Origin of the sequence: Thalassospira sp. (genome assembly GCF_002709775.1) — a bacterium.
GTDB lineage: Bacteria > Pseudomonadota > Alphaproteobacteria > Rhodospirillales > Thalassospiraceae > Thalassospira.
The window spans coordinates 1-24,813 of the sequence record NZ_PAQR01000033.1; the positions used below are offsets into that span (position 1 = coordinate 1).

Annotated in this window: 19 protein-coding genes; 8 read left to right on the forward strand and 11 right to left on the reverse strand. The window is 55.3% G+C overall.

All coding sequences use genetic code 11. From position 1 onward, the window contains the following. Positions 1-58 precede the first annotated feature (58 nt). The 11 genes from CMO10_RS12245 to CMO10_RS12295 form a co-directional block, all read right to left on the reverse strand. On the reverse strand, positions 59-415 hold the full coding sequence (locus tag CMO10_RS12245; protein ID WP_044827705.1) for a Na+/H+ antiporter subunit C: 357 nt from the start codon (positions 413-415) through the stop codon (positions 59-61). 1 nt (position 416) lies between these two features. Next, positions 417-3,281, reverse strand: a complete 2,865-nt coding sequence (locus CMO10_RS12250) for a monovalent cation/H+ antiporter subunit A (protein WP_297022498.1) — start codon at positions 3,279-3,281, stop codon at positions 417-419. 184 nt (positions 3,282-3,465) lie between these two features. Then, positions 3,466-4,674 (reverse strand): MFS transporter, encoded by a 1,209-nt coding sequence (locus CMO10_RS12255; RefSeq protein WP_297022500.1) that lies wholly within the window; start codon positions 4,672-4,674, stop codon positions 3,466-3,468. 59 nt (positions 4,675-4,733) lie between these two features. Beyond that, positions 4,734-5,900 carry a trans-sulfuration enzyme family protein gene (locus tag CMO10_RS12260; RefSeq protein WP_297022505.1) on the reverse strand — a complete coding sequence of 389 codons (1,167 nt, stop codon included), beginning with the start codon at positions 5,898-5,900 and terminating at the stop codon, positions 4,734-4,736. A gap of 231 nt (positions 5,901-6,131) precedes the next feature. Further along, on the reverse strand, positions 6,132-7,367 hold the full coding sequence (locus CMO10_RS12265) for a phenylacetate--CoA ligase family protein (RefSeq protein ID WP_297022508.1): 1,236 nt from the start codon (positions 7,365-7,367) through the stop codon (positions 6,132-6,134). A gap of 58 nt (positions 7,368-7,425) precedes the next feature. Continuing rightward, entirely contained in the window at positions 7,426-8,208 is a 783-nt protein-coding gene (locus CMO10_RS12270; protein ID WP_363928342.1) for an ABC transporter ATP-binding protein, read from the reverse strand. A gap of 152 nt (positions 8,209-8,360) precedes the next feature. After that, the gene (locus CMO10_RS12275) at positions 8,361-9,605 is read right to left on the reverse strand and encodes an ABC transporter substrate-binding protein (protein WP_297022516.1); all 1,245 of its coding nucleotides are present in this window, start codon (positions 9,603-9,605) and stop codon (positions 8,361-8,363) included. Positions 9,606-9,710: 105 nt separating this feature from the next. Next, complete coding sequence (locus CMO10_RS12280) at positions 9,711-10,784, reverse strand: branched-chain amino acid ABC transporter permease (RefSeq protein ID WP_297022519.1); 1,074 nt, start codon at positions 10,782-10,784, stop codon at positions 9,711-9,713. An 18-nt stretch (positions 10,785-10,802) separates the two neighbouring features. Next, positions 10,803-11,696 (reverse strand): branched-chain amino acid ABC transporter permease, encoded by an 894-nt coding sequence (locus tag CMO10_RS12285; protein ID WP_044827699.1) that lies wholly within the window; start codon positions 11,694-11,696, stop codon positions 10,803-10,805. A gap of 70 nt (positions 11,697-11,766) precedes the next feature. Then, entirely contained in the window at positions 11,767-13,716 is a 1,950-nt protein-coding gene (locus tag CMO10_RS12290) for a long-chain fatty acid--CoA ligase (protein ID WP_297022522.1), read from the reverse strand. Between the two features lie 2 nt (positions 13,717-13,718). Then, a complete protein-coding gene (locus CMO10_RS12295; protein ID WP_044827697.1) occupies positions 13,719-14,528 on the reverse strand; it encodes an ABC transporter ATP-binding protein in 810 nt (269 codons plus the stop codon). 818 nt (positions 14,529-15,346) lie between these two features. Between CMO10_RS12295 and acnA the strand changes: the two genes are divergently transcribed. The 8 genes from acnA (at position 15,347) to ccmE (ending at position 24,722) form a co-directional block, all read left to right on the forward strand. Further along, the gene (gene acnA / locus CMO10_RS12300) at positions 15,347-18,034 is read left to right on the forward strand and encodes an aconitate hydratase AcnA (protein ID WP_044827696.1); all 2,688 of its coding nucleotides are present in this window, start codon (positions 15,347-15,349) and stop codon (positions 18,032-18,034) included. A gap of 220 nt (positions 18,035-18,254) precedes the next feature. Further along, positions 18,255-20,810, forward strand: a complete 2,556-nt coding sequence (locus CMO10_RS12305; RefSeq protein WP_297022530.1) for an EAL domain-containing protein — start codon at positions 18,255-18,257, stop codon at positions 20,808-20,810. 99 nt (positions 20,811-20,909) lie between these two features. Next, on the forward strand, positions 20,910-21,662 hold the full coding sequence (locus CMO10_RS12310; protein WP_297022533.1) for a DUF1223 domain-containing protein: 753 nt from the start codon (positions 20,910-20,912) through the stop codon (positions 21,660-21,662). A gap of 139 nt (positions 21,663-21,801) precedes the next feature. After that, positions 21,802-22,515 carry a heme ABC exporter ATP-binding protein CcmA gene (ccmA, locus tag CMO10_RS12315; RefSeq protein ID WP_297022536.1) on the forward strand — a complete coding sequence of 238 codons (714 nt, stop codon included), beginning with the start codon at positions 21,802-21,804 and terminating at the stop codon, positions 22,513-22,515. Continuing rightward, on the forward strand, positions 22,512-23,177 hold the full coding sequence (gene ccmB, locus CMO10_RS12320; protein WP_297022540.1) for a heme exporter protein CcmB: 666 nt from the start codon (positions 22,512-22,514) through the stop codon (positions 23,175-23,177). The genes ccmA and ccmB overlap by 4 nt, the downstream gene beginning before the upstream one ends. A 60-nt stretch (positions 23,178-23,237) precedes the next feature. Next, entirely contained in the window at positions 23,238-24,026 is a 789-nt protein-coding gene (locus tag CMO10_RS12325) for a heme ABC transporter permease (protein ID WP_297022543.1), read from the forward strand. Continuing rightward, positions 24,023-24,220: a heme exporter protein CcmD gene (ccmD, locus tag CMO10_RS12330; protein ID WP_044827690.1), complete on the forward strand. Its 198-nt coding sequence runs from the start codon at positions 24,023-24,025 to the stop codon at positions 24,218-24,220. The genes CMO10_RS12325 and ccmD overlap by 4 nt, the downstream gene beginning before the upstream one ends. 13 nt (positions 24,221-24,233) lie before the next feature. Beyond that, complete coding sequence (ccmE, locus tag CMO10_RS12335) at positions 24,234-24,722, forward strand: cytochrome c maturation protein CcmE (protein WP_082049565.1); 489 nt, start codon at positions 24,234-24,236, stop codon at positions 24,720-24,722. The last annotated feature ends 91 nt before the right edge of the window (positions 24,723-24,813 follow it).

Consider the following 24,813-nt stretch of genomic DNA (forward strand, 5'->3'; position numbering starts at 1 on the left):
ACAATCAGGGCGGCCATCACGGCGGGCAGCACTATGGGAACAACAATCCAGTCACCCATCAGTTTTTATCTCCTGCTTCGGATGGCTCACCAACCGGGCGACCGTCAACATGGTCATTGCCGATTTCAAGATAAGCCCTGATCGCAAGAACCACGATCAGAGCGGTCATGCCGAATGAAATCACAATCGCCGTCAGGACAAGTGCCTGGGGCAACGGATCGGTATATTCGGTCACGCCATCACGAAGGATCGGCGGCATATTGATGGTCAAACGGCCCATCGCGAAAAGGAAAACGTTCACGGCATAGGACAACAAAGCCAACCCGATCACTGCCGGGAAGGTCCGCCCGCGCAGCAACAGATAGGTGCCACACGTTGTCAGAAGCCCGATACTACTTGCGACAAGAAATTCCATATCAGGCCTCCTTTTCCGGCGTTGCCACCGGTGCAGACGGATCGTGATCCATCGGCTCGGCATTTATGTCGACATGTTCTGCCATGCGTTCGATCTGTGAAAGCTTGGCCAGTGCCAGCATCACAGCCCCGACCACGGTCAGGAACACGCCAAGGTCAAAGCCCATGGCAGATGCCAGCTCAAACTCGCCAACGATGGGCAGATGAACATGGGTAAAGCCACTGGTCAGGAACGGAAGCCCCGCAACCCAGGCCGAAGCCCCGGTAATTGCCGCGGCAATCACACCAAGGCCGATCATCCCATGATAATTCACCTTCATGCGGTTCTGGGCCCAGCCAAAGCCGGATGCCATATACTGCATGATCAGGGCGACCGACACGACCAGACCGGCGATAAAGCCACCACCCGGCTCGTTATGACCCCGCAGGAAGATGTAAACACCGACCATAAGTGACAACGGCAACATCACGCGGGTCGCAACAACCATCATCATCGGATGGCGGTTCGGCGAACGACGACGTTCAACCACCCAATCAGCAAGACGCCGTGCGGCATCCCCCTTGGTGACCGTTTCAACCAGCGCAAAGATCGAAAGCGCTGCGATACCAAGCACGATGATCTCGCCAAAGGTATCAAAGCCACGGAAGTCAACGAGGATGACGTTCACAACGTTGGTGCCACCACCCTCGATCTTCGAGTTCGCCAGATGATAGGACGAGATCGAATTGGGCAGATCACGTGTCATGATTGCCCAGATCGCCCCGCCAACCCCAAGACCGGCCGCGATGGAAACAATACCGTCGCGCATCTTACGCCCCGGCAGGCTTTCCTTCGGCGTTTCCTTTGGCAGGATGTTAAGCGCCAGCAACATCAGGATGACTGTTACCACCTCGACCGAAATCTGCGTCAGCGCAAGGTCCGGTGCGGACAGATAGATAAAGCCAAGCGATACGATCAGACCAATCACCCCCACCAGAAGAAGGGTCAGCAGACGGTTGTGATGCAGGAACACAGATGCGACACAGGTCACCATCAACAGCAACCAGCCAATCGCCGCAGGCGGGGAAACTTCAAGAAGCTCACGCGTGCCCGACTGGAAGTCCGGCTTGGCATAGAAGCCCGAAAGCCCGATGCCAATCGCTCCGATCACCATGATCGCAAGATAGCGCTGCAGCGATCCGTTATGCAGATTGTCCGAAACCAGTCGGCTTAGCGCGACAGCCTTGGCAATTCCGCAATCAAACATCGCCTTGGCATCCGGACGCGACAGGTTGGCGGTTGCAGACATCAGGCCACCATGGCGCATCAGCAACAGCGAACCACCAATCAGCGCAATCACACTCATGCCAAGTGCCGGTGTCAGACCATGCCAAAGCGAAAGGTGATATTCCGGCAACTCACCACCGGTAACAGCACCCGCGGTCGCAGCCACCAGCGGCCCTGCGATGGTTGCCGGGAACAGACCGATCAGAACAACCAGAATGGTCAGCAAGGCGGGCGGTGCCCACATGCCAAATGGCGGGTCATGCGGATGATGCGGAAGGTTCTCATCCCGCGGCTTGCCCAGCCAGACATGGAAGATAAACCGGAAGGAATAAGCCACCGAGAACAGGGCACCAACAGTCGCCAGAAGCGGCAGCACCCAGTTCTGATCAAGCCACATGGTGTGCCATGCTTCCTCAAGCATCATTTCCTTGGAAATGAATCCGTTGAACGGAATGACACCGGCCATCGAGGCCGCAGTAATAATCCCGATGGTGCCGGCAATCGGCATCAGGTTCAGCAAACCGCCAAAGCGACGAATGTCACGGGTCCCGGTTTCATGATCGATGATACCGGCCGTCATAAACAACGCTGCCTTGAAGGTCGCATGGTTGATGATGTGGAAGACACCGGCAACAGCGGCCATTGGTGTTCCGAAACCAAGCAACATGGTCACGAGACCAAGATGACTGACCGTGGAAAAGGCCAGAAGCCCCTTAAGGTCATGCTTGAAGATCGCAATCCATGCGCCAAGCACCATGGTCACAAGACCGGCTGTTGCAACGATATAGAACCATTCCGGCGTCCCCGAGAGAACCGGCCACATGCGGGCCATCAGGAAGATGCCCGCCTTCACCATTGTGGCCGAGTGCAGATAGGCCGAAACCGGTGTCGGTGCCGCCATCGCATGCGGCAGCCAGAAGTGGAACGGGAACTGTGCGGATTTGGTAAAGCAGCCCAGCAGGATCAGGATCAAGGCCGGCAGATACATCGGCGATGCCTGGATCAGATCGGCGTTCTGCAGAATGACGGTCAGATCATAGGACCCGACAATATCGCCAAGGATCAGCATCCCGGCAATCATCGCCAGACCACCGGCCCCCGTCACGGCAAGCGCCATACGCGCGCCCTGACGACCAGCCGGAAGATGTTTCCAATAGCCGATCAAAAGGAACGAGGACAGCGACGTCAGTTCCCAGAAAATCAACAGCAGCAGAATGTTATCTGACAGAACGATGCCGACCATGGCCCCCTGGAACAACAGCAGGAACACATAGAACCTGCCCATCGGGTCGTCCTTGGAAAGATAGAACCGCGCATAGATGATAATCAGCAAGCCGATGCCAAGGATCAGGGTCGCAAACAGCAAGCCCAGCCCATCAAGGAAGAAGGTCACATTCAGACCCAGCTCCGGCAACCAATTATAACTGACCTGAAATACCTCGCCGGCAATGACCGCCGGGGCCTTTGCCATCAGCAGGATCAGGGCAAGCAGCGTGACAGAACCGGTCGCTGTCGCACATGCGTTGCGCCCGGCCCTGATCATTATGGCGGGTAAGACCGCCCCAATGAAGGGAAGCAAAACAATGAGGGTGAGACTCATGAAAGACCCTTATTTTTGGATAGTCGCCGCATCGCCCCCAAAACGCGAGGCAGCAAGAAAATTCCGCCAGAAAGTAATATTAGTACAGTTAATGGTCAAGAAAACCCAAACAGCGCAGCTTTTTAGCTTGCAGCTGTCAAGTGAAGACGATCACGCGAAATTACAACCTTGCACGGTCAAAAAGTCACTTTCTGCCACCGGCAAGCTGTATTGCCTCTGGCATCATGCGCAATCGAACCATCGCAATCGTGCCCAAGACTGGGCCAGCCGCCAGCATGGCAAATGCGCCCCACCAACCGGTCTGATCGGCAATCACCGGCACCAGATGGATCGAAACAAGAGCAATCAGGAACCCGATAGCATTTTGCAGGGTCAATGCGGTGCCGACCTGATGGGGATCGGCGAGCTCGATCACACAGGATGAAAACTGCGCAGAGTCTGCGACAACCGAAATTCCCCAAACAATACAAATCACAAGCAGCACAACAAACGATGCATCAGCCAAGCTACCGGCAATGAGCGCACAGGCTCCGCTGACCACCATGGCGGCAATCGTCACCGTCGTGCGCCCGATCCGGTCTGCGTAATAGCCACCGGCCAAAGACCCGAAGGCACCGACACCAACGATGGCAAAGGTCGACAAAGCCGACCAGACACCGGGATTATCAACCATGCGTTCGGAAAAGGCGCCATACAGGAACAAACCGATCCAGCCCCACATGGCATAAAGCTCCCACATGTGACCGAAATAGCCATAGCACGCATGACGCAGTGCCTTGTTTGACCAGATCTTGCCCACCATCCTCGGATCAAAACGCGGCGACCGTCCCGGTGTGCCACCCAGATGTACGAACAAGATGGCAATCGCGGCGAGATAGGCAGTGACACTGGCAGTAATGATCACATATCGCCAATCAAGTGGTACCGCGACCGCAAACAGATGCGGCATGGCCGACCCCATCGTCAGCGCCCCGACCAGAAGCCCGACCAGAAACCCGGTATCACCCCGCGACCAGGTCGCGACCATCTTCATGCCGATGGGATAAATCCCTGCCATACAGACGCCCGTGATCAGACGCAGCAGGATCACCACAACACCATCAATGGGAACCACAAGGATCAGGATATTGGCCGTCGCGGCAATGATCGCCGATGCCGCCCAGAAACGCCGGGGCTCGATACGGTCTGCCAGACCAAGGATCGCGCTGCAGACAGTTCCCAGAACAAAGCCCAGCAAGACCGCGCTGGTAAACAGCGATGACTGCAATGCCCCAATGCCAAACTCGCTGCGCAATTGCGGCAACACGGCCGTTGCGGAAAACCACAAGGCAAGCGCCATCAACTGGCAAATCGTGATCATGGAAACGGCAAATGCCTTGTTAGTCCTTGCCATTACTTCCCCGGTGTCATCTGGCCGCTAATGTCGCTCGCGTACAATCACGATCAAAAAATCTAAGATGCTATCGCATCAACAATCGACTGCAGGTCCCGCCACAAATCATCGGGATCTTCCAAGCCAATACTGATCCGCAAGATCATATTGGCATCGCCGGGCCATGGGAACGTCCTATCTGCTGCGACCGACATCGGCGCCAGCAAACTATGCGTGCCACCCCACGATGCCCCGATCGAGAAGGTTTTGGCACAATCGATCGCCTCAGTCACGAATGATACCTTTTCATCGGGAATGACGATGCTGAACACACCACTGGCACCAGAAAAGTCACGTTTCCAAAGTGCGTGTCCAGGGTCATTCGGCAAGGCGGGATGCAGCACCAGATCGGGCGACACCTGATCACAAATCCGCTGTGCAAACTCAAGGGCCACCTTCTGCGAATGGCGCAACCGCAATGGCATTGTTTCAAGACCACGCAAAACAAGTGCGCAATCATCAGGCGACACACCCAGCCCCATCATGCTCATCATTGATTTCAATGACAGGAACCAATCGCGATCACGTACAGAAACCGACCCCATCAAAACGTCTGAATGCCCGCCTGGATATTTGGTCAGCGCTTCAGCCACAAAGTCCACACCAACCGATACCGGCTTGAAATTAAGCGGGGTCGCCCAAGTATTGTCGCAGCCAACCAAGATGTCACTCGCATGCGCCTTGGCAACAAGCGCCGTAACATCGCTCATTTCCATCGTGGTGGAACCGGGTGTCTCAACCCAGATCAGGCGCACGGTTTCGTCAAACAACTCCGCTATTTCATCAGCGGATGCCAACGGGTTGTAAACACGATGGTGAATGCCCCGTGGTGCCAGAAAGTTTTTACAGAACGACCGAACTGGTGCATAGGCGCAATCAGGAACCAAGACCGTGTCGCCAGGTTTTAAAACCGAAACGAACACCAACATGATTGCTGCCTGCCCGGACGGCAGCAGCAAAGTACCTTCTGCGGTTTGGAGCTCATTGATCGCGGCCTGAAGCTTTCGCGTAGTTGGCGTTCCACTCAGCCCATAGCTATAGCCATCCGCTCCGCGCTCTGCCCGATTGGCATAAGCAGCACTATCGGGAAACACGATGGTCGATGCGCGATGAACGGATGCCGCCAGACTGGCATAGCCTTCTTCGCTTACCTCAGGCGCCCGTACACAAGTTGTTGTATCGCTCATTTGGCTAACCTTTTCTGGATCATCAAGCTTACCAATGAAGTTGTTGCTGATAACACTAGCCCCAAACAATCAATAGTCTCTTACATTTTTTAGAACCTTTGTCGGTAAACGGTTCGATCTTCAAGGGAGTGTCGTTTTTAGCCCAGCGATGCAAAAAGAAATGCCGCCGGTCGAAACCGGACGGCATCAAGTTTCCCGAGCGGGAATGAAACGTTAAGTCAGTTAACTTAATCAACCATGGTCGCGCTGATCATCAATCACCTTGCCATCATTGGGCAAGCTACCGGTTTCGGCTGCCACAACAGCACCACGCAGCTTGCAAACACTGGCGAGCGTCTCGGCAATCGCATCAAACTGGCTGGCGTCAATGCCCTCGCAGTTGAGCGTCATGGTGTCATTGTCGTTTTCGCGCGTGACCACAAGGCGGGCCTTGGTGATCCCGTCATGGCGTTTGACGACTTCAGCAATCTGTTGCGGATGGACAAACATGCCCTTGATCTTGGTTGTCTGATCGGCACGCCCCATCCAGCCCTTGATAAGATGGTTGGTGCGCCCACAGCCACTTTCACCCGGCGCAATCGCCGACAGATCACCGGTCGCAAAGCGGATCAGCGGATAGTCCATATTAAGGGTGGTAACGACAACCTCACCAACCTCGCCCTCTGCCACCGGCTCGCCAGTACCCGGACGGACGATTTCAAGAATGATGTCTTCGGCAACGATCATGCCGTTCTTGGCATCACTTTCGTAGGCAATCAGACCAAGGTCGGCACTGGCATAGCATTGCAGCATGGCGATATCACGTTCGGCAAACCAGGCCCGAAGACTTTCCGGAAGCGCCTCGCCCGATACCAGCGCAAGTTTGATCGAGCTGATATCAGCACCAAGTTCCTCGGCCTTTTCGATCAGGATCTTCAGGAAGGATGGCGTACCGCTATAGCCTGCTGGCTTAAGGTCGCTGATCGCCTTGACCTGTGCTTCGCTTTGCCCGACACCAGCCGGAACGACAACGCAACCGCACGCACGTGCACCACTGTCAAAGATAAAGCCGCCCGGTGTCAGGTGATAAGACAGGCAGTTATGCACGATATCGCCCGGGCGGAAGCCCGCAGCAAAGAACGCACGCCCCATCCGCCACCAGTCATCGCCTTTGCCCTGCGGGTCATAGATCGGACCGGGGCTTTGGAACAGGCGCGCCATCGCGGGGATCGGCGTTGCATTCAGACCTGCCAGTGGCGGTTCCTTGGCCTGTGCATCAATCAGGTCGGATTTGCGCGTCACCGGCAGTTTTGCCAAGGCTTCGCGGGTGGTGATCGACTGAACGTCAACATCGGCAAGCATCCGGCCATAGGCAGCGGATTTTGATTTGGCATGATGCAAAATACGCGGCAAGGCTGCCATCAGGCCAGCCTCGCGGCTTTCCTGGGTTCGCGTTTCGCGCTCGTCAAAATAAGTCTTAAGCATCATACCCGTCTTTCATTCAAAGGCGCCAACCACAGACATGGATGTGGTTGGCGTATTCATCCTAAAGCCAACGTTTGCGGCGTTTGTAGGACTTGATGTTCTTGAAGCTTTTGCGTTCTTCAGAACCGCCGCCGAGATAGAACTCCTTGACGTCCTCGTTATTGAGAAGCTCGTCACGGGTGCCATCCAGAACAACCTTACCGCTTTCCATGATGTAACCATAGTCGGCAACTTTAAGCGCAAAGTTGGCGTTCTGTTCAACGATGAGCATGGTGATGCCCTGCTCGCGATTGATCTTTTCAATGATGCCGAACACTTCCTTGACCAGAAGCGGCGAAAGCCCCATCGACGGCTCATCAAGCAAGATCATCTTGGGGCGCGCCATAAGCGCACGCCCGATGGCCAGCATCTGCTGTTCGCCACCTGAAAGGTAACCGGCAAGACCAGTACGTTCCTTAAGGCGCGGGAAATATTCAAAGACCATCTCGATATCGTCTTTGACCTTGTTGTCCTTGCGTGTATAGGCGCCCAGACGCAGGTTTTCGATACAAGTCATGTCCTCGATGATACGGCGACCTTCCATGACCTGAAACAGGCCGGAGCGCACGATATCCTCGGGGTTGCCATTGGCAATCTGGTTGCCCATGAAATTGATGTCACCACGGGTGACTTCGCCGTCTTCGGTTTTCAGCAAACCCGAAATCGCTTTCAGCGTTGTGGATTTGCCGGCACCGTTCGGGCCGAGCAAGGTAACGATCTTGCCTTGCGGAACCTCAAGCGAGACGCCACGCAGGACCAGAATCACCTCGTCATAGACGACTTCGATGTTATTGACCGACAGCATCGGTTCGGCGGTTTCGACTTTGCGGGCGGGCTCTGCCATGGTGTCCCTTTCGAATTATCGTCTTGTGATCTCCAGCTGTCGGAGACAGGGCATCTTGCGTGTTATGCCCTGCCCCCGAACAGTCTGGGAGACGTTCTTCTTACTGGTTGATCTTAGTAACCAAGCCAGTCGTCACGGCGCGGCAGGGTGACGGTATTGACCTTGGTCACCGTAACTTCGCCGCCTTTCGCACTGCCGTTATAGATGTTGACGGTGTTGATGCCGCGATGGTCCTCGGCGGTCCAGTTCGCTTCCATGCACACACCTTCAAGACCTGCCGGAACCCAATCCTGGCGGGCATACATGCCAGCCTTGATGTTCTCGCCGGTCAGACCACCATTGGCCTTGGCCCATTCCATGGCTTCTTTCATGTAATAGACCGAGCAAATGCCACGGATGTAGTGATGGGTGCGGAACTGCTCGCCCGAGCTGTCCGACATCTTGGAGATTTCACGCACCAGTTCCATGCCCGGAACACCTTCGTCGGTCCAGAAGCTGGTCATGGCCGGGAAGATGTAGTTATCGACATCACCGATGGTTTTAAGGGTCTCGTAGTCACCAGCCCAGATGTTAGCCAGCCATTTCGGGGTCGCGCCAACCGTGTCACAGGATTTCACCAGCGACACAACCGACGGGCCGAGGTTGCCAAGGTAACCATAGTCGGTCCCAGCTTCCTTCATGGTCAGGCACTGTGCCTTGAAGTCACCCGGCTTCATCGAAACAACCACCGGTGCGGTCACTTCAAAGCCAAGCTCGGTGGCATATTCTGCGCATGCTTCTTTCGGTGCGTTCGGATACGGGTGGTTATCACCGATATGCGAGAAGACCGGCTTGCCCGAACCGCCCGACTGTTTCCAGTCTTCGGCTGCCCACTGAACCATCGCACGGCAAGCATCGGAATAGGATGCACCATAGAAGAAGTTATAAGGGGCCGGCTTTGCGGTTTTCGGGTTCTTTGCGGTCGGATCGGTCAGATGGCCGGAATAGGATGCGGAATAGACCGGAACCTTGTCATTGGCGACAAAGCTGATCAGGGCTTCGGTATCACCCGTGCCCCAGCCCTGCATCGCAATCATGTCGTTACGCGAACGCCATTTCTTGTAGTTCGCAATCGCCTGCGGAACTTTATAGGCATAGTCGACGGATTCAGAATCCAGAACCGTGCCATCAATGCCGCCATTGACGTTCACATAGGACAGGGCATCACGCACACCATCAGCATAGAACTTGCCGATAAAGCCGGTGGCACCGGTGATGTCCATCAGATGGCCGACAAAGACCATATCGTCATCTGCCTGTGCTGCCGAGAAGGACAGCCCCGTTGCGACCATCGCGGTCGCAGCAATCAATCTTTTCATCACGACGTCTCCCTTGGACGTTTTCACAAAAGTAAGCCTCCCGGTCGCCCCGTTTTGATCCCGGCCCTTTGATTTTTTATAAGCGGGCCGGGTTCGGGGTTTTGATCAGTACGAGAAGGGATAAAGCTTCCAGTACGCCCTGATCTGTTGCCAGCGATGGGCAAGCCCATCCGGCTCAAAGATCAGGAAAAGGATGATGGCCAGACCAATTGCCATCTCCTTGATGTAAGCCAGACCATCGGTCACAGCCGTCGAGCTGGCCCATTCGAATATGCTAAGTGCACTGACACCACTTTCCATGACTTCGGGCAGTAGCACCATGAAGACCGTGCCCATCAGGGTTCCTTTGACCGAGCCCAGACCACCGATAATGATCATGCCCAGGAACTGGATCGACAGCAGAATGGTAAAGCCCTCGGCCGAGACAAAGCCAAGATAATGGCCATACATCGCCCCGCCGACACCGGCATAGAAGGACGAAATCGCAAAGCTCATCAGGCGATATTTCGTGAGGTTGATCCCCATGATTTCAGCCGAAAGGTAATGGTCGCGCACCGCCACAAAGGCACGGCCATCGCGGGTCCGCATCAGGTTCGTGCCCAGCAGATACATCACCACCAGGAAGAACAGCGCGACATAGAAGAAGCTGAAATCGTCATAGATTTCATAGCCAAACACATTGATCGGATTTGCCGCCGCCCCATAGGAACCACCGGTGAACCATTCCGCACGGGCAAAGAAATCTTCAAGAATGAACTGGGCCGCAAGGGTCGCAATCGCAAGATAAAGCCCCTTGATGCGGGCCGCTGGCAAACCAAACAGCATACCCACCGCCGCCGTCATCAACCCGGCCAACGGGATCGACAGCAAGACCGGAATACCGGTCGTGTTATTTATCCAGGCTGAGGCAAAGGCGCCAAAACCAAAGAACGCGGCGTGGCCCAGCGAAATCTGCCCGGTAAAGCCAACCAGAATGTTCAGACCCAATGCGGCAATCGCGAAATACGAAATCTGGATGAACAGGTTGACGTAATAGCCATCCAGAACAAACGGGATCATGGCAACGGCAAAGATGCCAAGGATCGCGGCGTTGCGGATATAGGTCGTATCAAAGATGCGGGTATCCTGACGATAGGTCGTTCGGAAGTCACCGCAAGGACGTAGCGAAAATCCAGCCATAACGTGTTACTCCGCCCCTTAAATACGTTCGATGTCTTTGGTGCCAAACAGGCCATACGGCTTGATGCACAGAATAATGATCAGCACGTAGAACGGTGCGATCGAGAACAGGTTGCCCCAGTGCAGATACTGGCCGTCGACGAACTCTGCGGTGTTTTCCAGAAGACCAATGATCACGCCGCCGACAATCGCGCCAACGATGGAATCAAGTCCGCCCAGGATCACCGCCGGGAACACCTTGATCCCGATGACCGACAGGGCCGACGACACGCCATTGACCATGCCGATCACGATGCCTGCGACACCCGATACAAGCGCCGAGATCGCCCATGACATCGCAAACACAGTTTTGACGGAAATACCAAGGCTCTGGGCAACCTGCTGATCAAAGGCGGTTGCGCGCATGGCAAGGCCAAGCTTGGAATATTTAAAGAACCAGTAGAACCCGGCCATGATGAACAACGAGATCACGAAGCTCATGATATAGGCCGTCTCGATTTGCATTCCCAAAAGGTTGACCGATCGGGTTTCAAACACCTGCGGATAGGTCGCGGTGGTCGCCCCGAAGATCCATTTGGTCGCAGCCTGGAAAAAGATCGAAAGCCCGATGGTCACCATGATGACCGAAATGATCGGCTCGCCAATCATCGGTCGTAACACGACCATCTGCAGGACAACGCCAAACGCCATCATAAACAGCAACGTAAACAGGAAACCCAGCCAGAAGGGCATTTGCATTTCGACAAGGAATGCATAACACACCCATGCCCCGATCAGCAGGAACTCACCCTGGGCAAAGTTGACGATCTGGGTCGATTTGTAGATCAGAACAAAGCACATGGCGACAACGCCATAGAGTGTCCCGACAATCAAACCGTTCAGCAGAAGCTGGAACAGAAGTTCGAAATTCATGTTGCCATCCCTGTAATGGCGGCCCGCGCACCGGTTATTTCCCGGCCGGGGCCACAGTTATGCTGCTGCCTTATTCGGCGGCTTTCGGGGCCGTCTGTGCGACCTTGTCATTATCAAGATCAACAACCTTCACACTCGTCTGGATGCGGGTTTTTGACCCGTCCTGGAAGGTGATCATGGTGTCGATATCAACCTTGTCATTGCCGGCATAAACCGCATCGATGATGCCGGCGTATTTTTCGGCAACCACGCCACGGCGCACTTTGCGCGTACGGGTCAGCTCGCCGTCATCGGCATCCAGTTCCTTGTAAAGCAGAAGGAACCGTTTGATCCGCTGGGCTTCCGGAAGCGTCTTGTTCACTTCGCGGATTTCCTCGGTGATCATGTCATAGACCTGCGGCTGTGCTGACAGGTTGGTGTAGTTGGTAAAGGCGATCCCGCGCTGCTCGGCCCATTTCGCCATGATCGAATAACGAATACAGATCATGGTCGACAGGAACGGCAGGTCCTTGCCAAGGATCACGGCCTCGGCAATGAACGGCGAGAATTTCAGTTTGTTTTCAATAAACTGCGGCGAATAGCGCACCCCGGTGGATGTTTCCGCCAGATCCTTCATACGGTCGATCACCACAAGGTGCTTGTTCTCGTCCTTGAAGTAACCGGCATCGCCCGTATGCATCCAGCCATCCTTGACGTCTTCGTCATAGGCGGCCTGGTTTTTGTAGTATCCGGTGAACATGCCCGACGTGCGCGCAACGATTTCGCCGACACCATTTTCATCGGTGTTGATCACCTTGATCTCGGAATTGTCAAAGGCAACGCCGACCGTGTCGAAATCAATGTCTTCTGGCTGATGGATGGTATAGGCGCCGCACAGCTCGGTCTGACCATAAAGCTGACGCAGCGGAACGCCCATCGCGTGGAAGAACTTGAAGGTTTCCGGGCCAATCGCGGCACCGCCGGTGGCAGCCGACCGCAAATTGGAAAAACCAAGCCGGTCTTTCAGCGCATTCATCAGGATCACATCGGCCATTTTCGAATGACCGCCGTTTTCCATGGCGGTACGCGCCAATGCCATGCCGAAATCAAACATCTTTTGTTTGAAGGGCGTTGAATCCATCATCCTTGCGCGAACATCCGCCGCAATGGTTTCCCAAACACGCGGTGCCAGCAGAACAAAGTTCGGACCAATTTCGCGCAGGTCGGCCATCATGGTTTCCTGCTCTTCGACGAAATTGACGATCTGGCGGCTGATCAGCGACTGACCAACGACATAGACCTGCTCCATAATCCATGGCAGCGGCAGGACCGAGACATAGTTGTCACCCGGGTATTTCGGGTCAGCACGAAGATAGGCTGCACAGTGATCAAGGAAATCACCGGAATTGAGCATCGCCATTTTCGGCTTGGATGTCGTGCCCGACGTGGTGCACAGGATCGCGCATTCATCGCCACGGGTATCTGCAATCATCTGATCATAGGAACCCGGGTTCTGTTCTTCGAACGTCCGGCCCATTTCATAAAGCTTTTCGACATCCATCAAACGCGGATCGTCGTATTTTCGCATCCCGCGCGGGTCACAATAGACAATGTGCTCCACGGTCGGGATGTCGTCGCCAAGCTCGATCAGCTTGTCGCACTGCTCTTCGTCTTCGGCGATCAGAATGCGCGCGCCTGAATAGGTAATCAGATAGGCGACTTCTTCGTGCAGGCTGTCCTGATAAAGACCGACCGACATACCGCGCAGCGCGTGGGCAGCGATTTCGGCCCAAACCCATTCCGGGCGGTTTTCGCCGATGATGCCAACAACGTCACCCTGCCCAAGGCCAAGGGCGCGCATGCCAAGCGTCATCCATTTGACGCGGTCGTTATAGTCCTGCCAGGTGAATTCCTGCCAGATGCCGAATTCCTTTTCGCGCATGGCGACTTCTTTGGGCCAGTTGCGCGCATTGTAGGCCAGCACTTTCGGGAAAGTATCCAGCGACTTGGTGTCGGCATATTCCGGGATATTGCTGCTCATGCTCAGGCCACCTGCTCGTCTTCATCCGTTTCGTCGTCTTCTTCGCCGAGATAGGCTTTCTTCACATGCTTGTTGGCCATCACTTCATCAGGCAGGCCTTCGGCAATCTTGCGACCGAAATCAAGGACCATCACCCGGTTGGAGATATCCATAACCACGCCCATGTCATGTTCGATCATGACAACGGTCATGCCCCATTCTTCATTGAGGTCGATGATAAAGCGCGCCATGTCCTCTTTTTCTTCGAGGTTCATGCCCGCCATCGGCTCATCCAGCAGGATCAGATCCGGGCGCAGCGCCACCGCACGTGCAAGCTCCACGCGTTTGCGCAAACCATAGGAAAGCGTGCCTGCGGTTGCCTTGCGGATGTGGGAGATTTCAAGGAAGTCGATAACGTCTTCACAGAAGCGACGATGCTCAAGCTCTTCCTTCTGCGCGCCGCCAAGCCAGTAAAGCGGCCCGTTGATGAAGTTGTTCTTCAGCAGGTGGTGACGGCCAACCATGATGTTATCAAGCACATTCATGTGCCCGAAAAGCGCAAGGTTCTGGAACGTACGACCAATGCCCAGTTCGGCACGGTCATTGGGCTTGAGCCCGGTAACATCCTGCCCCTTGAAGGACACCGTTCCCATGGTCGGGGTATAGCGCCCCGATACGCAGTTCAACATGGATGTCTTGCCGGCACCATTCGGGCCGATAATCGAAAAAAGCTCGCCCGGCTGAACCGAAAAGCTGACATCACTCAGCGCACGTACACCGCCGAAAACAAGCGACACGTCGCTAATCTGTAGAATAGGACTCTGTGACGTCATGCCGTCGCATTCCTCCCTGACTTGGGCCGCAAATACCGCAGAACCGCATTTCGGGCTCTATCGCGCAAAAATTTGCAAACCGCTGTTCAGTTTCCCTGATGATGTGTCGTTTATTTTATGACCCTGACCTTACGGAAACCGGGCGTGACACATTTAATAGGCATTTAAGTACCAATTTCAGCATATTGCGTCAATGCAATGATTCTCAAGGGGTTGGGACTTTTCTACAAATTCGCACCGCACAATTATTTGCCCGGTGAACATGTCACCCATTCTACCCTTGATTACGTAACGTTATCTGGCTGACCGGCCAGTTCGGGGGATCGATAATCGCCGCATTGCAAAAATTATTCGCAATCATGCACCGCACAATCAGCGCCCCGGCAACCATGCCGCTTTACACCCTTATCCGTCCCCGTCGCCCCGACTCCGAGGCGGAGTCGTCCGTACTGACAAGTCGGCGGGATCCGCGCACGGGCAACCATCGCCCGATCAGGACGGTGCGATCATAAACATGTCATGAAAAAACAGACTCCGGGCTTGCCCCATCCTATTGAAAGGTCAAAAGCCACGGCACATATCGTCTACAGCTGCTTTTATGCTTGTTGGACTTTGCCAATATGCTGTGATCAACGGGTTTTCCCCAATACCCCTTTTCGGGGTCTGGACTTTCACAGGGAATTGTGGTGTAACCCCGTTGCACATAGATATGTAGCCGTGACCCGCGTCACGCAACACAGATAGCCCACCGCTCGGCGCTCCGACGGTCGGGGTGTCTTGTCACGACAAGCCCTTTTAACCACCTTGAGGAGGGTCTGATGTCCATTTGTGGCAAAGACAACCTGAAAACGCGCCGCACGCTGAAAGTCGGGGACAAGTCCGTCGACTATTACAGCCTCAAAGTTGCTTCCGAGAAATTCGGCGACGTTTCAAAACTTCCCTTCACGCTGAAAGTCGTTCTTGAGAACCTTCTGCGTTACGAAGACGATTTCACCGTTAAAACCGACGATGTCAAAGCTGTTGTTGACTGGCTCAAAGAGCACAAGAGCAGCCACGAGATCAACTATCGTCCGGCCCGCGTTCTGATGCAGGACTTCACCGGCGTTCCCGCCGTCGTTGACCTTGCAGCAATGCGTGATGCCGTCGTCAACATGGGTGGCGACGCCCAGAAGGTGAACCCGCTTTCACCAGTTGACCTCGTCATTGACCACTCGGTCATGATCGACTTCTTTGGCACCGACGACGCACTCGACAAAAACATGGAAGTCGAGTTCGAACGCAACGGCGAACGTTATGGCTTCCTGCGTTGGGGCCAGAACGCTTTCAACAACTTCCGCATTGTCCCGCCGGGCGCAGGTATCTGCCACCAGGTGAACGTCGAGCATCTTGCCAAGGTCGTCTGGACCGGCGAAGACGAAGACGGCAAAACCGTTGCCTATCCGGACACGCTGGTTGGTACCGACTCCCACACCACCATGGTAAACGGCCTTGCTGTTCTGGGTTGGGGTGTTGGTGGTCTGGAAGCCGAAGCAGCAATGCTTGGTCAGCCGATCTCGATGCTGATCCCGGAAGTCGTCGGCTTCAAGCTGACCGGCACCATGAAAGAAGGCATTACCGCAACTGACCTTGTTCTGCGCGTCGTTCAGATGCTGCGTGAAAAAGGCGTTGTCGGCAAATTCGTCGAATTCTATGGCGATGCGCTTGACCACATGAGCCTGCCGGACCGTGCGACCATCGGTAACATGGCACCGGAATATGGTGCGACCTGTGGCTTCTTCCCGATCGATGACGAAACGCTCAACTACATGCGTTCGACCGGCCGTGACGAAGACCAGATCGCCCTTGTCGAAGCATATGCCAAAGAACAGGGCATGTGGCGCGAGCCGGGCTTCGAAGCTGAATACACCGCAACGCTTGAACTCGACATCTCGACCGTCGAGCCGGCCCTTTCGGGTCCGAAGCGTCCGCAGGACCGTGTTCCGCTCAAAGACGCCGTATCGAGCTTCAACAAAACCTTTGCCGACATGGCACCGGGTGTTGACACCGACCGCTCTGTCCCGGTTTCGAATGAAAACTTCGAAATGAAAGACGGTAACGTCGTTATCGCCGCGATCACCTCTTGCACCAACACCTCGAACCCGAGTGTTTTGATCGCAGCAGGTCTTCTGGCGAAAAAAGCTGTCGAACTTGGCCTGAAAAGCAAGCCGTGGGTGAAAACCTCGCTCGCACCGGGCTCGCTCGTTGTTGCCGACTACCTCGAAAAAGCAGGCCTTCAGGATTACCTGGATCAGCTCGGCTTTAACGTTGCCGGTTTCGGTTGCACCACCTGTATCGGTAACTCCGGCCCGCTGGCTGGCCCGATCGCTGGTGCCATCGAAGATCAGGACATGTTGGTAACGGCTGTTCTGTCCGGTAACCGTAACTTCGAAGGCCGTATCAGCCCGCACGTGAAGGCAAACTACCTTGCCTCCCCGCCGCTGGTTGTTGCCTATGCCCTTGCCGGTAACCTGAAGATCGACCTGAACAAGGATCCGATCGGCACCGACAAAGACGGCAAAGACGTCTTCATGAAAGACATCTGGCCGTCCAACAAAGAGATCGCAGACACCATTGCGTCCTCGATCTCGGCAGCGATGTACAAAGAGCGTTACGACAACATCTTTGCAGGTCCGAAGCCGTGGCAGGCCATTGAAATCACCGAAGGCGAAACCTTCGCGTGGGATGGCAAGTCCACCTACGTCCAGAACCCGCCTTACTTCGTCAACATGGCGAAAGAACCGGGTGACTTCTCTGAAGTTCATGGCGCACGTCCGCTCCTGATCCTCGGTGACTCGGTCACCACCGACCACATTTCCCCGGCCGGTTCGATCAAGGAAGAAAGCCCGGCAGGTGAATACCTCAAGGCAAACGGCGTTTCTGTTCGTGACTTCAACTCCTATGGCGCACGTCGTGGTAACCACGAAGTCATGATGCGCGGTACCTTTGCCAACATTCGTATCCGTAACGAAATGGCACCGGGCACCGAAGGTGGTGTTTCGGTTCATTATCCGTCGGGCGAACAGGGCTGGGTCTATGACGTTGCAATGCGTTATCAGGCCGAAGGTACCCCGCTGGTCGTCGTCGCCGGTAAGGAATACGGCACCGGTTCTTCGCGTGACTGGGCAGCAAAAGGCACCAACCTGCTTGGCGTCAAAGCTGTGATCGCGGAAAGCTTCGAGCGTATCCACCGCACCAACCTGGTCTGCATGGGCGTTCTGCCGCTGCAGTTCAAGGACGGCGAAGGTCGTGCGACCTACAAGCTGGACGGTTCGGAAACCTTTGATGTTCTGGGCATTGGTGATGGCATCACCCCGCTTCAGGACGTCACGGTTCGCATCACGCGCAAAGATGGCAGCAGCGAAGAATTCGTTGCCACCTGCCGTATCGATACCGAGAACGAAGTTCTCTACTACCAGAACGGCGGCATCCTGCAGTTCGTTCTGCGTAACATGATGAAAGCTGCCTGATTTCTTTCTGAAATCTAAGGCCGACATTTCGACACCCCACCGGTTCTCCGGTGGGGTGTTTTTGTTTTATCTAATTAAAAAACTGACCGCGTGTCGGTTAAAACCCGTACACTTGATCCAGAACAATTCTCAAGAGCGCCGAACCTGATAGGTATGGCCGCCAAGAAATCACCCTCTTAAGAATAAAGCGAACAAGAACAGAGTCTGACAGAGCAAAGACATGATACGCCCCACATCCTCAGACGGACGTCCGTTTGGTCTGACGGTCGGTACACTCTCACCCGGAACAGTCTTAAGTTGTAGCCCGCAAGCAACCCTTGGCGAAGCGGTTGCAAAGATGCGTCATGCCAACAGCAGTTCCATTATTGTAGTGGTGTCAAACAAACCGGTGGGGATCGTCACCGAGCATGATCTGCTCTCTCTGCCGGCCACAACATCCGCTGCATTTTCCGAACCGGTTTCGACGCGCATGTCAGAACCGGTTCACACCATTTCGGTCCATGCCACGCCGCAATCCGCCATCGTTCGCATGCGCGACCGTGGCGTGCGTCATCTTGTTACCATTGATGCTGATGGCTGCCTTGTCGGGATCATCAGCCAGACCGATCTGATCCGCCATGTTGGCGATAAAAAACCGTTCATCGCCAACGACGTTGCCGATGCTGTACGCCAATCAACCGTTTTCGCGCACAAGAACATTCGTGTCTGGGAACTGCGTCAGCGCATGCATTCCGAAAAATGCGACAGCGCGATTATCACAGGCTTCCCGGACGATCAACCGGCCGAACTTCAGACCGGCATCATCACCGAACGCGACATCCTTCGCCATCTGGCCGAAGAGCATGAAAACCTGACAGCGGGCGACATTGCCACCCGCCCGGTCACCTTCATCCGTCAGGACATGAACCTTGATGACGCGCGCAACATGATGATGCGCGACAATTTCCGTCATCTTGTGGTCCACAACCATAATGACGAAACCATCGGCGTTCTGTCATTTGCCGACCTGCTGGAATTCATCGAACAGGATTACCTGATCCATCTGAGCAGCCTTGCCGAGGACAGTGGCAGCGAATTGACCAAGGCGCGCCAGTCACTGGCCCTTGCCAACAAGCTGATCGAAAATTCGCCCGACTGCGTGATGATCTGCAATGCCAAGTCCGAGATCGAGGCCGTCAACCCGGCCTTCACGCGCGTGACCGGCTATCAGGCAGAAGAAGTCATTGGCAAGACGCCCGCCATCCTCAAATCCGGCCGCCAGAACAAGGCTTTCTATGAAAAGCTCTGGGCGGATTTGACCCGTACGGGCAAATGGGAAGGTGAAATCTGGAACCGCCGCAAATCGGGCGAGATCTATGCCGAATGGCTGTCGATCATGGCCGTGCGTGATGGCGAAGGTACTGTCACCCATTATGCATCGATCTTCACCGATATCAGCGGGCGGGAAAAGAACCGCGAAGATGTACTGCGGATTGCCTTTACCGATGAACTGACCGGCATGCCGAACCGTCGCCGTTTTTCGGAATTGCTGTCGCTTCATATCGGGCGGGCGCGCAGGCTCGGACGGCCGCTGACCATCGCCATGCTGGATCTTGACAACTTCCAGCGTGTCAACAATGCGCTGGGCCACAATATTGGTGACGATGTTCTGGTCGAAGTATCCCGCCGCATGAGCCGCGAACTCGGCCACGATGCCGTTGTCGCCCGCGTCGGGGCGGATGAATTTGCCGCGATCCTGCCGCATGTGAATACCGAACAAGAAGCTTTCAACATTGCCGAAAAGCTGCTGAACCGCCTGGGGGAAGCGCATCTGACCCGCAAGGGCGAGGATGTCTATCTTTCGGCCAGCATCGGCATTGCCTCCTTCCCGGAAGATGCCAACGACACCAGCAACATCATTCGCTGTGCCGAACTGGCAATGACCCAGGCCAAGGAACAGGGGCGCAACCGCGTCGGGCTATACAGCGTTAATCTGCACAGTCAGAAGGGCGCGGACCTGGCCCTTGAAACCGCCTTGCGCCGCGCGATCGATAACGAGGAACTCCACCTTGTCTATCAGCCGCAATTTGATGCCAAGACCGGCGAAATTGCCGGGGTCGAAGCCCTGCTGCGCTGGACCACATCAGATGGCAAAACCATTCCGCCCTCGACCTTCATCCCGATTGCCGAGGAAATGGGTGTGATTGGCGAACTGGGCCGCTGGGTCATCCGCACCGCCTGTAATCAGCTGATCGCATGGCGTCAGGAAGGCCTGCATAATCTGCGCCTTGCAGTGAATGTGTCCGTGCAGCAATTCTATGGCTCGATGGATTTTGCCGAACAACTGCGCGCCATCATCGTTGATAAGGGTGTCGCCGCCGACCGGCTGGAAATCGAAGTCACCGAAAGCCTGTTCATGCGCAATATCGACGATATGCGCGCCAAGCTTCAGCGCCTTCGTGATCTTGGTGTGCGGATCGCCCTTGATGATTTCGGCACCGGCTTTTCGAGTCTCAGCTACCTGCGCACCTTGCCATTCGACGTGATCAAGCTTGATCGCAGTTTCGTCTGGGATATCGAAGATGGCCCGGACGGCCAGACCCTGCCGATCACGATCATCAACATGGCGCGCAACCTTGGCAAAACCTGCGTTGCCGAAGGGGTCGAGAACGAACACCAGCTCGAAGTGCTGCGCGAAGCGGGTTGCGACCTGATCCAAGGATACCTTCTGGGACATCCGATGCCCGCCGAACAGGTTTCCGAACTGGCCAAGACCAAAATCGCTGCCGCTTCCTAGAAAAAAAGCGCAACAAGATCATCGCGTTCTGGCACCTCGCCTGGCTTTCAAGGCCTTGTGATTGGTCGGTGATGGCGGTTTTCAGGCATGATCAGTGTCATGAAAAACCCTCGCCCCCTTTTAAGTGCCCTTGCACTGTTGCTCATGACCGTATCCGCCCCGGCAGGCGCGAGTGAAAGCGTATTGCCCCGCGCGGTTGTCGAACTCTACACCTCGCAAGGATGCAACTCCTGCCCGCCCGCCGATCAGGTCCTGCATGACATGGCAGATCAGCATGATGATCTGCTGTTGCTGTCCTATCATGTTGATTACTGGAACTATCTTGGCTGGGAAGATCCGTTTTCCGATGCCCGCTTTAGTGAACGCCAGCGCGACTATGCCAATCGCATGCGCGAACGTTATGTCTATACCCCGCAGGTCATCATCAATGGCGATCACGTGGTCCGCGCCACTGCCAGACAACAGATCGAAACCACCAGCACAACCGTCGCCCCCCTCGATGACATTGCAAACATCCACCTAAGCACAACGGACGCAGCACAACCGGCCAAAGGCACGATCTCGCTTCGTGGAGTTGGCAGATCTTCGCCGGGCCGGATCGCGCAAGTCTGGTTGATCGGCTTTGACCGGGAACATCAACGCGATGTGCTGTCCGGGGAAAATGCCGGCAAGCGGTTGGTCAATGCCAATGTTGTGCGTGAAATGGTCAGCCTCGGCCAGTGGGATGGCAGCAGTCAGCAGAAAATCCCCTTTGCCATGGCAGATGCCTATGACGGCGGGATCGCGGTTCTGATCCAAAATGGCCGTGGCGGCCCGATCAGTGGTGCGGCGATGGTCCGTTTCACAGACTGAAACCCCACCTGATAGTGAGTTTGGATTGATTTGAAACAATGCCAACCAGACGATTGTCGGTTATTGCATGAATAATCCGCTGGAACGCGTTATATCATGACGTGTTGCAGAATGAATTTCAGACAATCTAACGGGTTATATGGCTGATTTTAGCGGTTCTGATCTGACCTGCCTGCGCGGCGAAAGACTGGTATTTGGCGGCCTTTCCTTTTCGGCCAAATCCGGTGATGCCGTGATGCTGCGTGGTCGAAATGGCGCCGGGAAATCAAGCCTGTTGCGCCTGATGGCGGGTCTTCTCGCACCGCGATCCGGCGCATTATGCTGGAACGGCGAAAACATTTCTGATGATCGCGCTGCCCACCATGCCCGCACTCATTATCTGGGTCATCAGGACGCCATCAAACCGGTTCTGACCGTGCGCGATAATTTGCGCCTTTGGGGTCAGCTGCGCGGTGTTGCAGCTCTTGAAGCCGCGATTGACCGCGCGCTCAATGCGCTTCAAATCCACCACCTGTCGCGCGTCACCGGCCGTTACCTTTCAAGTGGCCAGAAACGGCGCACGGCCCTTGCCCGCATTCTGATTGGTGACAGTCACCTTTGGCTGCTGGATGAACCGACCGTGGGGCTCGACCGCGAAAGCTGTGCCGAACTCGCACAACTGATTGCCGAGTTTCGCGCCAATGGTGGCATTGTCGTTTATTCGACCCATATCGATCTTGATGTCGAAAACCCGACCATTCTTGATCTCGATGACTTCGCCATCCCGATGGTCGAATGGCTGGCTGAACAGGACGATATCGAAGACATGGCCCCGACCAAAGGCACCCCGACATCGCAGGAGGCCGCACAATGAACGGTTTTCTGGCTATCCTGCGTCGTGATCTCAGCCTGGCCCTCCGTCAGGGGGCTGATTCCGTCATGGTCGTGGCCTTCTTTATCGTCACCACGACACTTTTTCCGTTCGGCGTCGGGCCAGAGGTCAATATCCTTGCACGCATCGCGTCCGGTGTGATCTGGGTCTCAGCGCTGCTTGCCGCCATGCTGTCGCTTGAACGTGTTTTTCAGGCCGATTACGAAGACGGATCGCTTGAACTTTTAACCTTGTCGCCGGTGTCGCTCGAACTTCTGATTTTGGGCAAGGTGCTTGCACATTGGCTGACAACCGGGCTTCCGCTGATCATTGCGGCCCCGCTGATGGCGGTGATGCTCAATATGGATCAGAACGGTTTTGCCATTCTGATGATCGCCATGTTGCTTGGAACACCGGCCCTTAGCCTGATCGGGGCGATTGGCGCGGCACTGATACTTGGCGCGCGACGAGGAGGTGTTCTTGTATCACTTCTAGTTTTACCACTATATATTCCGGTACTGATATTTGGAGCCGGTGCGGTTGAGGCCGCCCTACTTGGAATTTCGGCGACCGCGCAACTACAGATCATGGCCGCCATCCTGCTTTTGACATTGGCAGCCGCACCCTTTGCTACCGCCCATGCCGTACGCCAGGCCATGGAATAGAATAAAAAGACGACGAGACGGGATGACCCTTTGCGGATTTCCGCACCAAGGATAAGAAAAATGCATCGCTTTGCTAAACCAAGTGTGTTTTTGAAATTTACAGCCCCGATCCTGCCGTGGCTGTCGGTTCTGACTGCAATCCTGATTGCGGCCGGGCTTTACTTTTCCCTGATCGGGTCGCCGGTTGATTACCAGCAAGGCCACACCGTGCGGATCATGTATATCCATGTTCCCGCTGCGTGGATGGGGCTGTTTTGCTATGTCGGCATGGCGATTTGCGGGGCGATGAGCCTGATCTGGAAACACCCGTTGGCCGATATCTGCGCACGCGCCACCGCCCCGGTTGGCGCGACCTTTACCGCCCTTTGCTTGATTACCGGATCGCTATGGGGCGAACCGATGTGGGGCACCTGGTGGGTATGGGATGCGCGCCTGACCTCGATGCTGATCCTGTTGTTCCTCTATCTCGGCTATATGGCGCTGGTGAATGCCTTTGATGATCCCGAACGCGGATCCAAGGCCGGATCGGCCTTGGCACTGGTGGGTGCGGTCAATGTGCCGATCGTCAAATTCTCGGTCGATTGGTGGAATACGCTTCATCAGCCAGCCTCCATCGTGCGCATGGACGGCCCGGCCGTGGATCCGAGCATGCAATTGCCGCTTGCCCTGATGATCCTTGGTTTCACCTGCTATTACTTTGTCCTGCTGATCCTGCGCGTGCGTCTGGAACTGAACGAACGCCGCATTCGTGCCTTGCACCTCTCAGGCATGTTTGATGAAACCGCGACCCCGGCAGCAGCCAAAGACAAGGCCTATGAAGCGGGTCACAATGCGGAGGCCAAACAATGAGTGAATTCTTCTCAATGGGCGGCTATGGCAGCTACATCTGGGCCAGTTATGGTCTTACCGCCCTTGCCATGATTGTCTTGCTGATTGCCACCCTGCGCGGTTTGCGCAGCAGCCGCATCGAACGTGATCAGCTTGAGGCCGTCTTGCAATCCCGGCGTCCGCGCCGCACCAAAAAGACCCAAAAGGCATCCTGAACGGAGAACGACTGTGTCCCTTTCCCGCGCAAAAATCCGTAAACGCCAACGCATGTATGTCATCGGTGCGATCCTGCTCGCCGTCGGTGGTGCTGCGGCCCTGATGCTGACCGCGTTTGAAGATTCGGTCGTCTTCTTCTTCAGCCCGACTGAAATCGCCGAAAAATCCCCCATCGATCCCGATCAGCGTCTGCGCATTGGCGGTCTTGTCGTCGAAGGGTCGGTGGCAAAGCAGGATGACGGCCAAACCATCGCCTTTGCCGTGACCGACATGGCCGAAACCGTGCCGGTTTCCTATCGCGGCATTTTGCCAGATCTGTTCCGTGAAGGCCAAGGCGTAGTCGCCGAAGGCCATATGAGCAGCGAAGGCACCTTTATCGCGTCTGAAGTTCTCGCCAAGCATGATGAAAACTACATGCCGCCCGAAGTTGCCGAATCGCTTAAGAAAAGCGGCTATTGGGAAGAAATCGAAGCCAAGAACGCCGAACAGATGCGCAATTAAGCCACATTCTGCCGCCATAAAGCCCGACCATACGCGCAAGAAGAACATAGCTGCGACCATTGCCCCTTGATCTGGACCCCACCGATCAGGC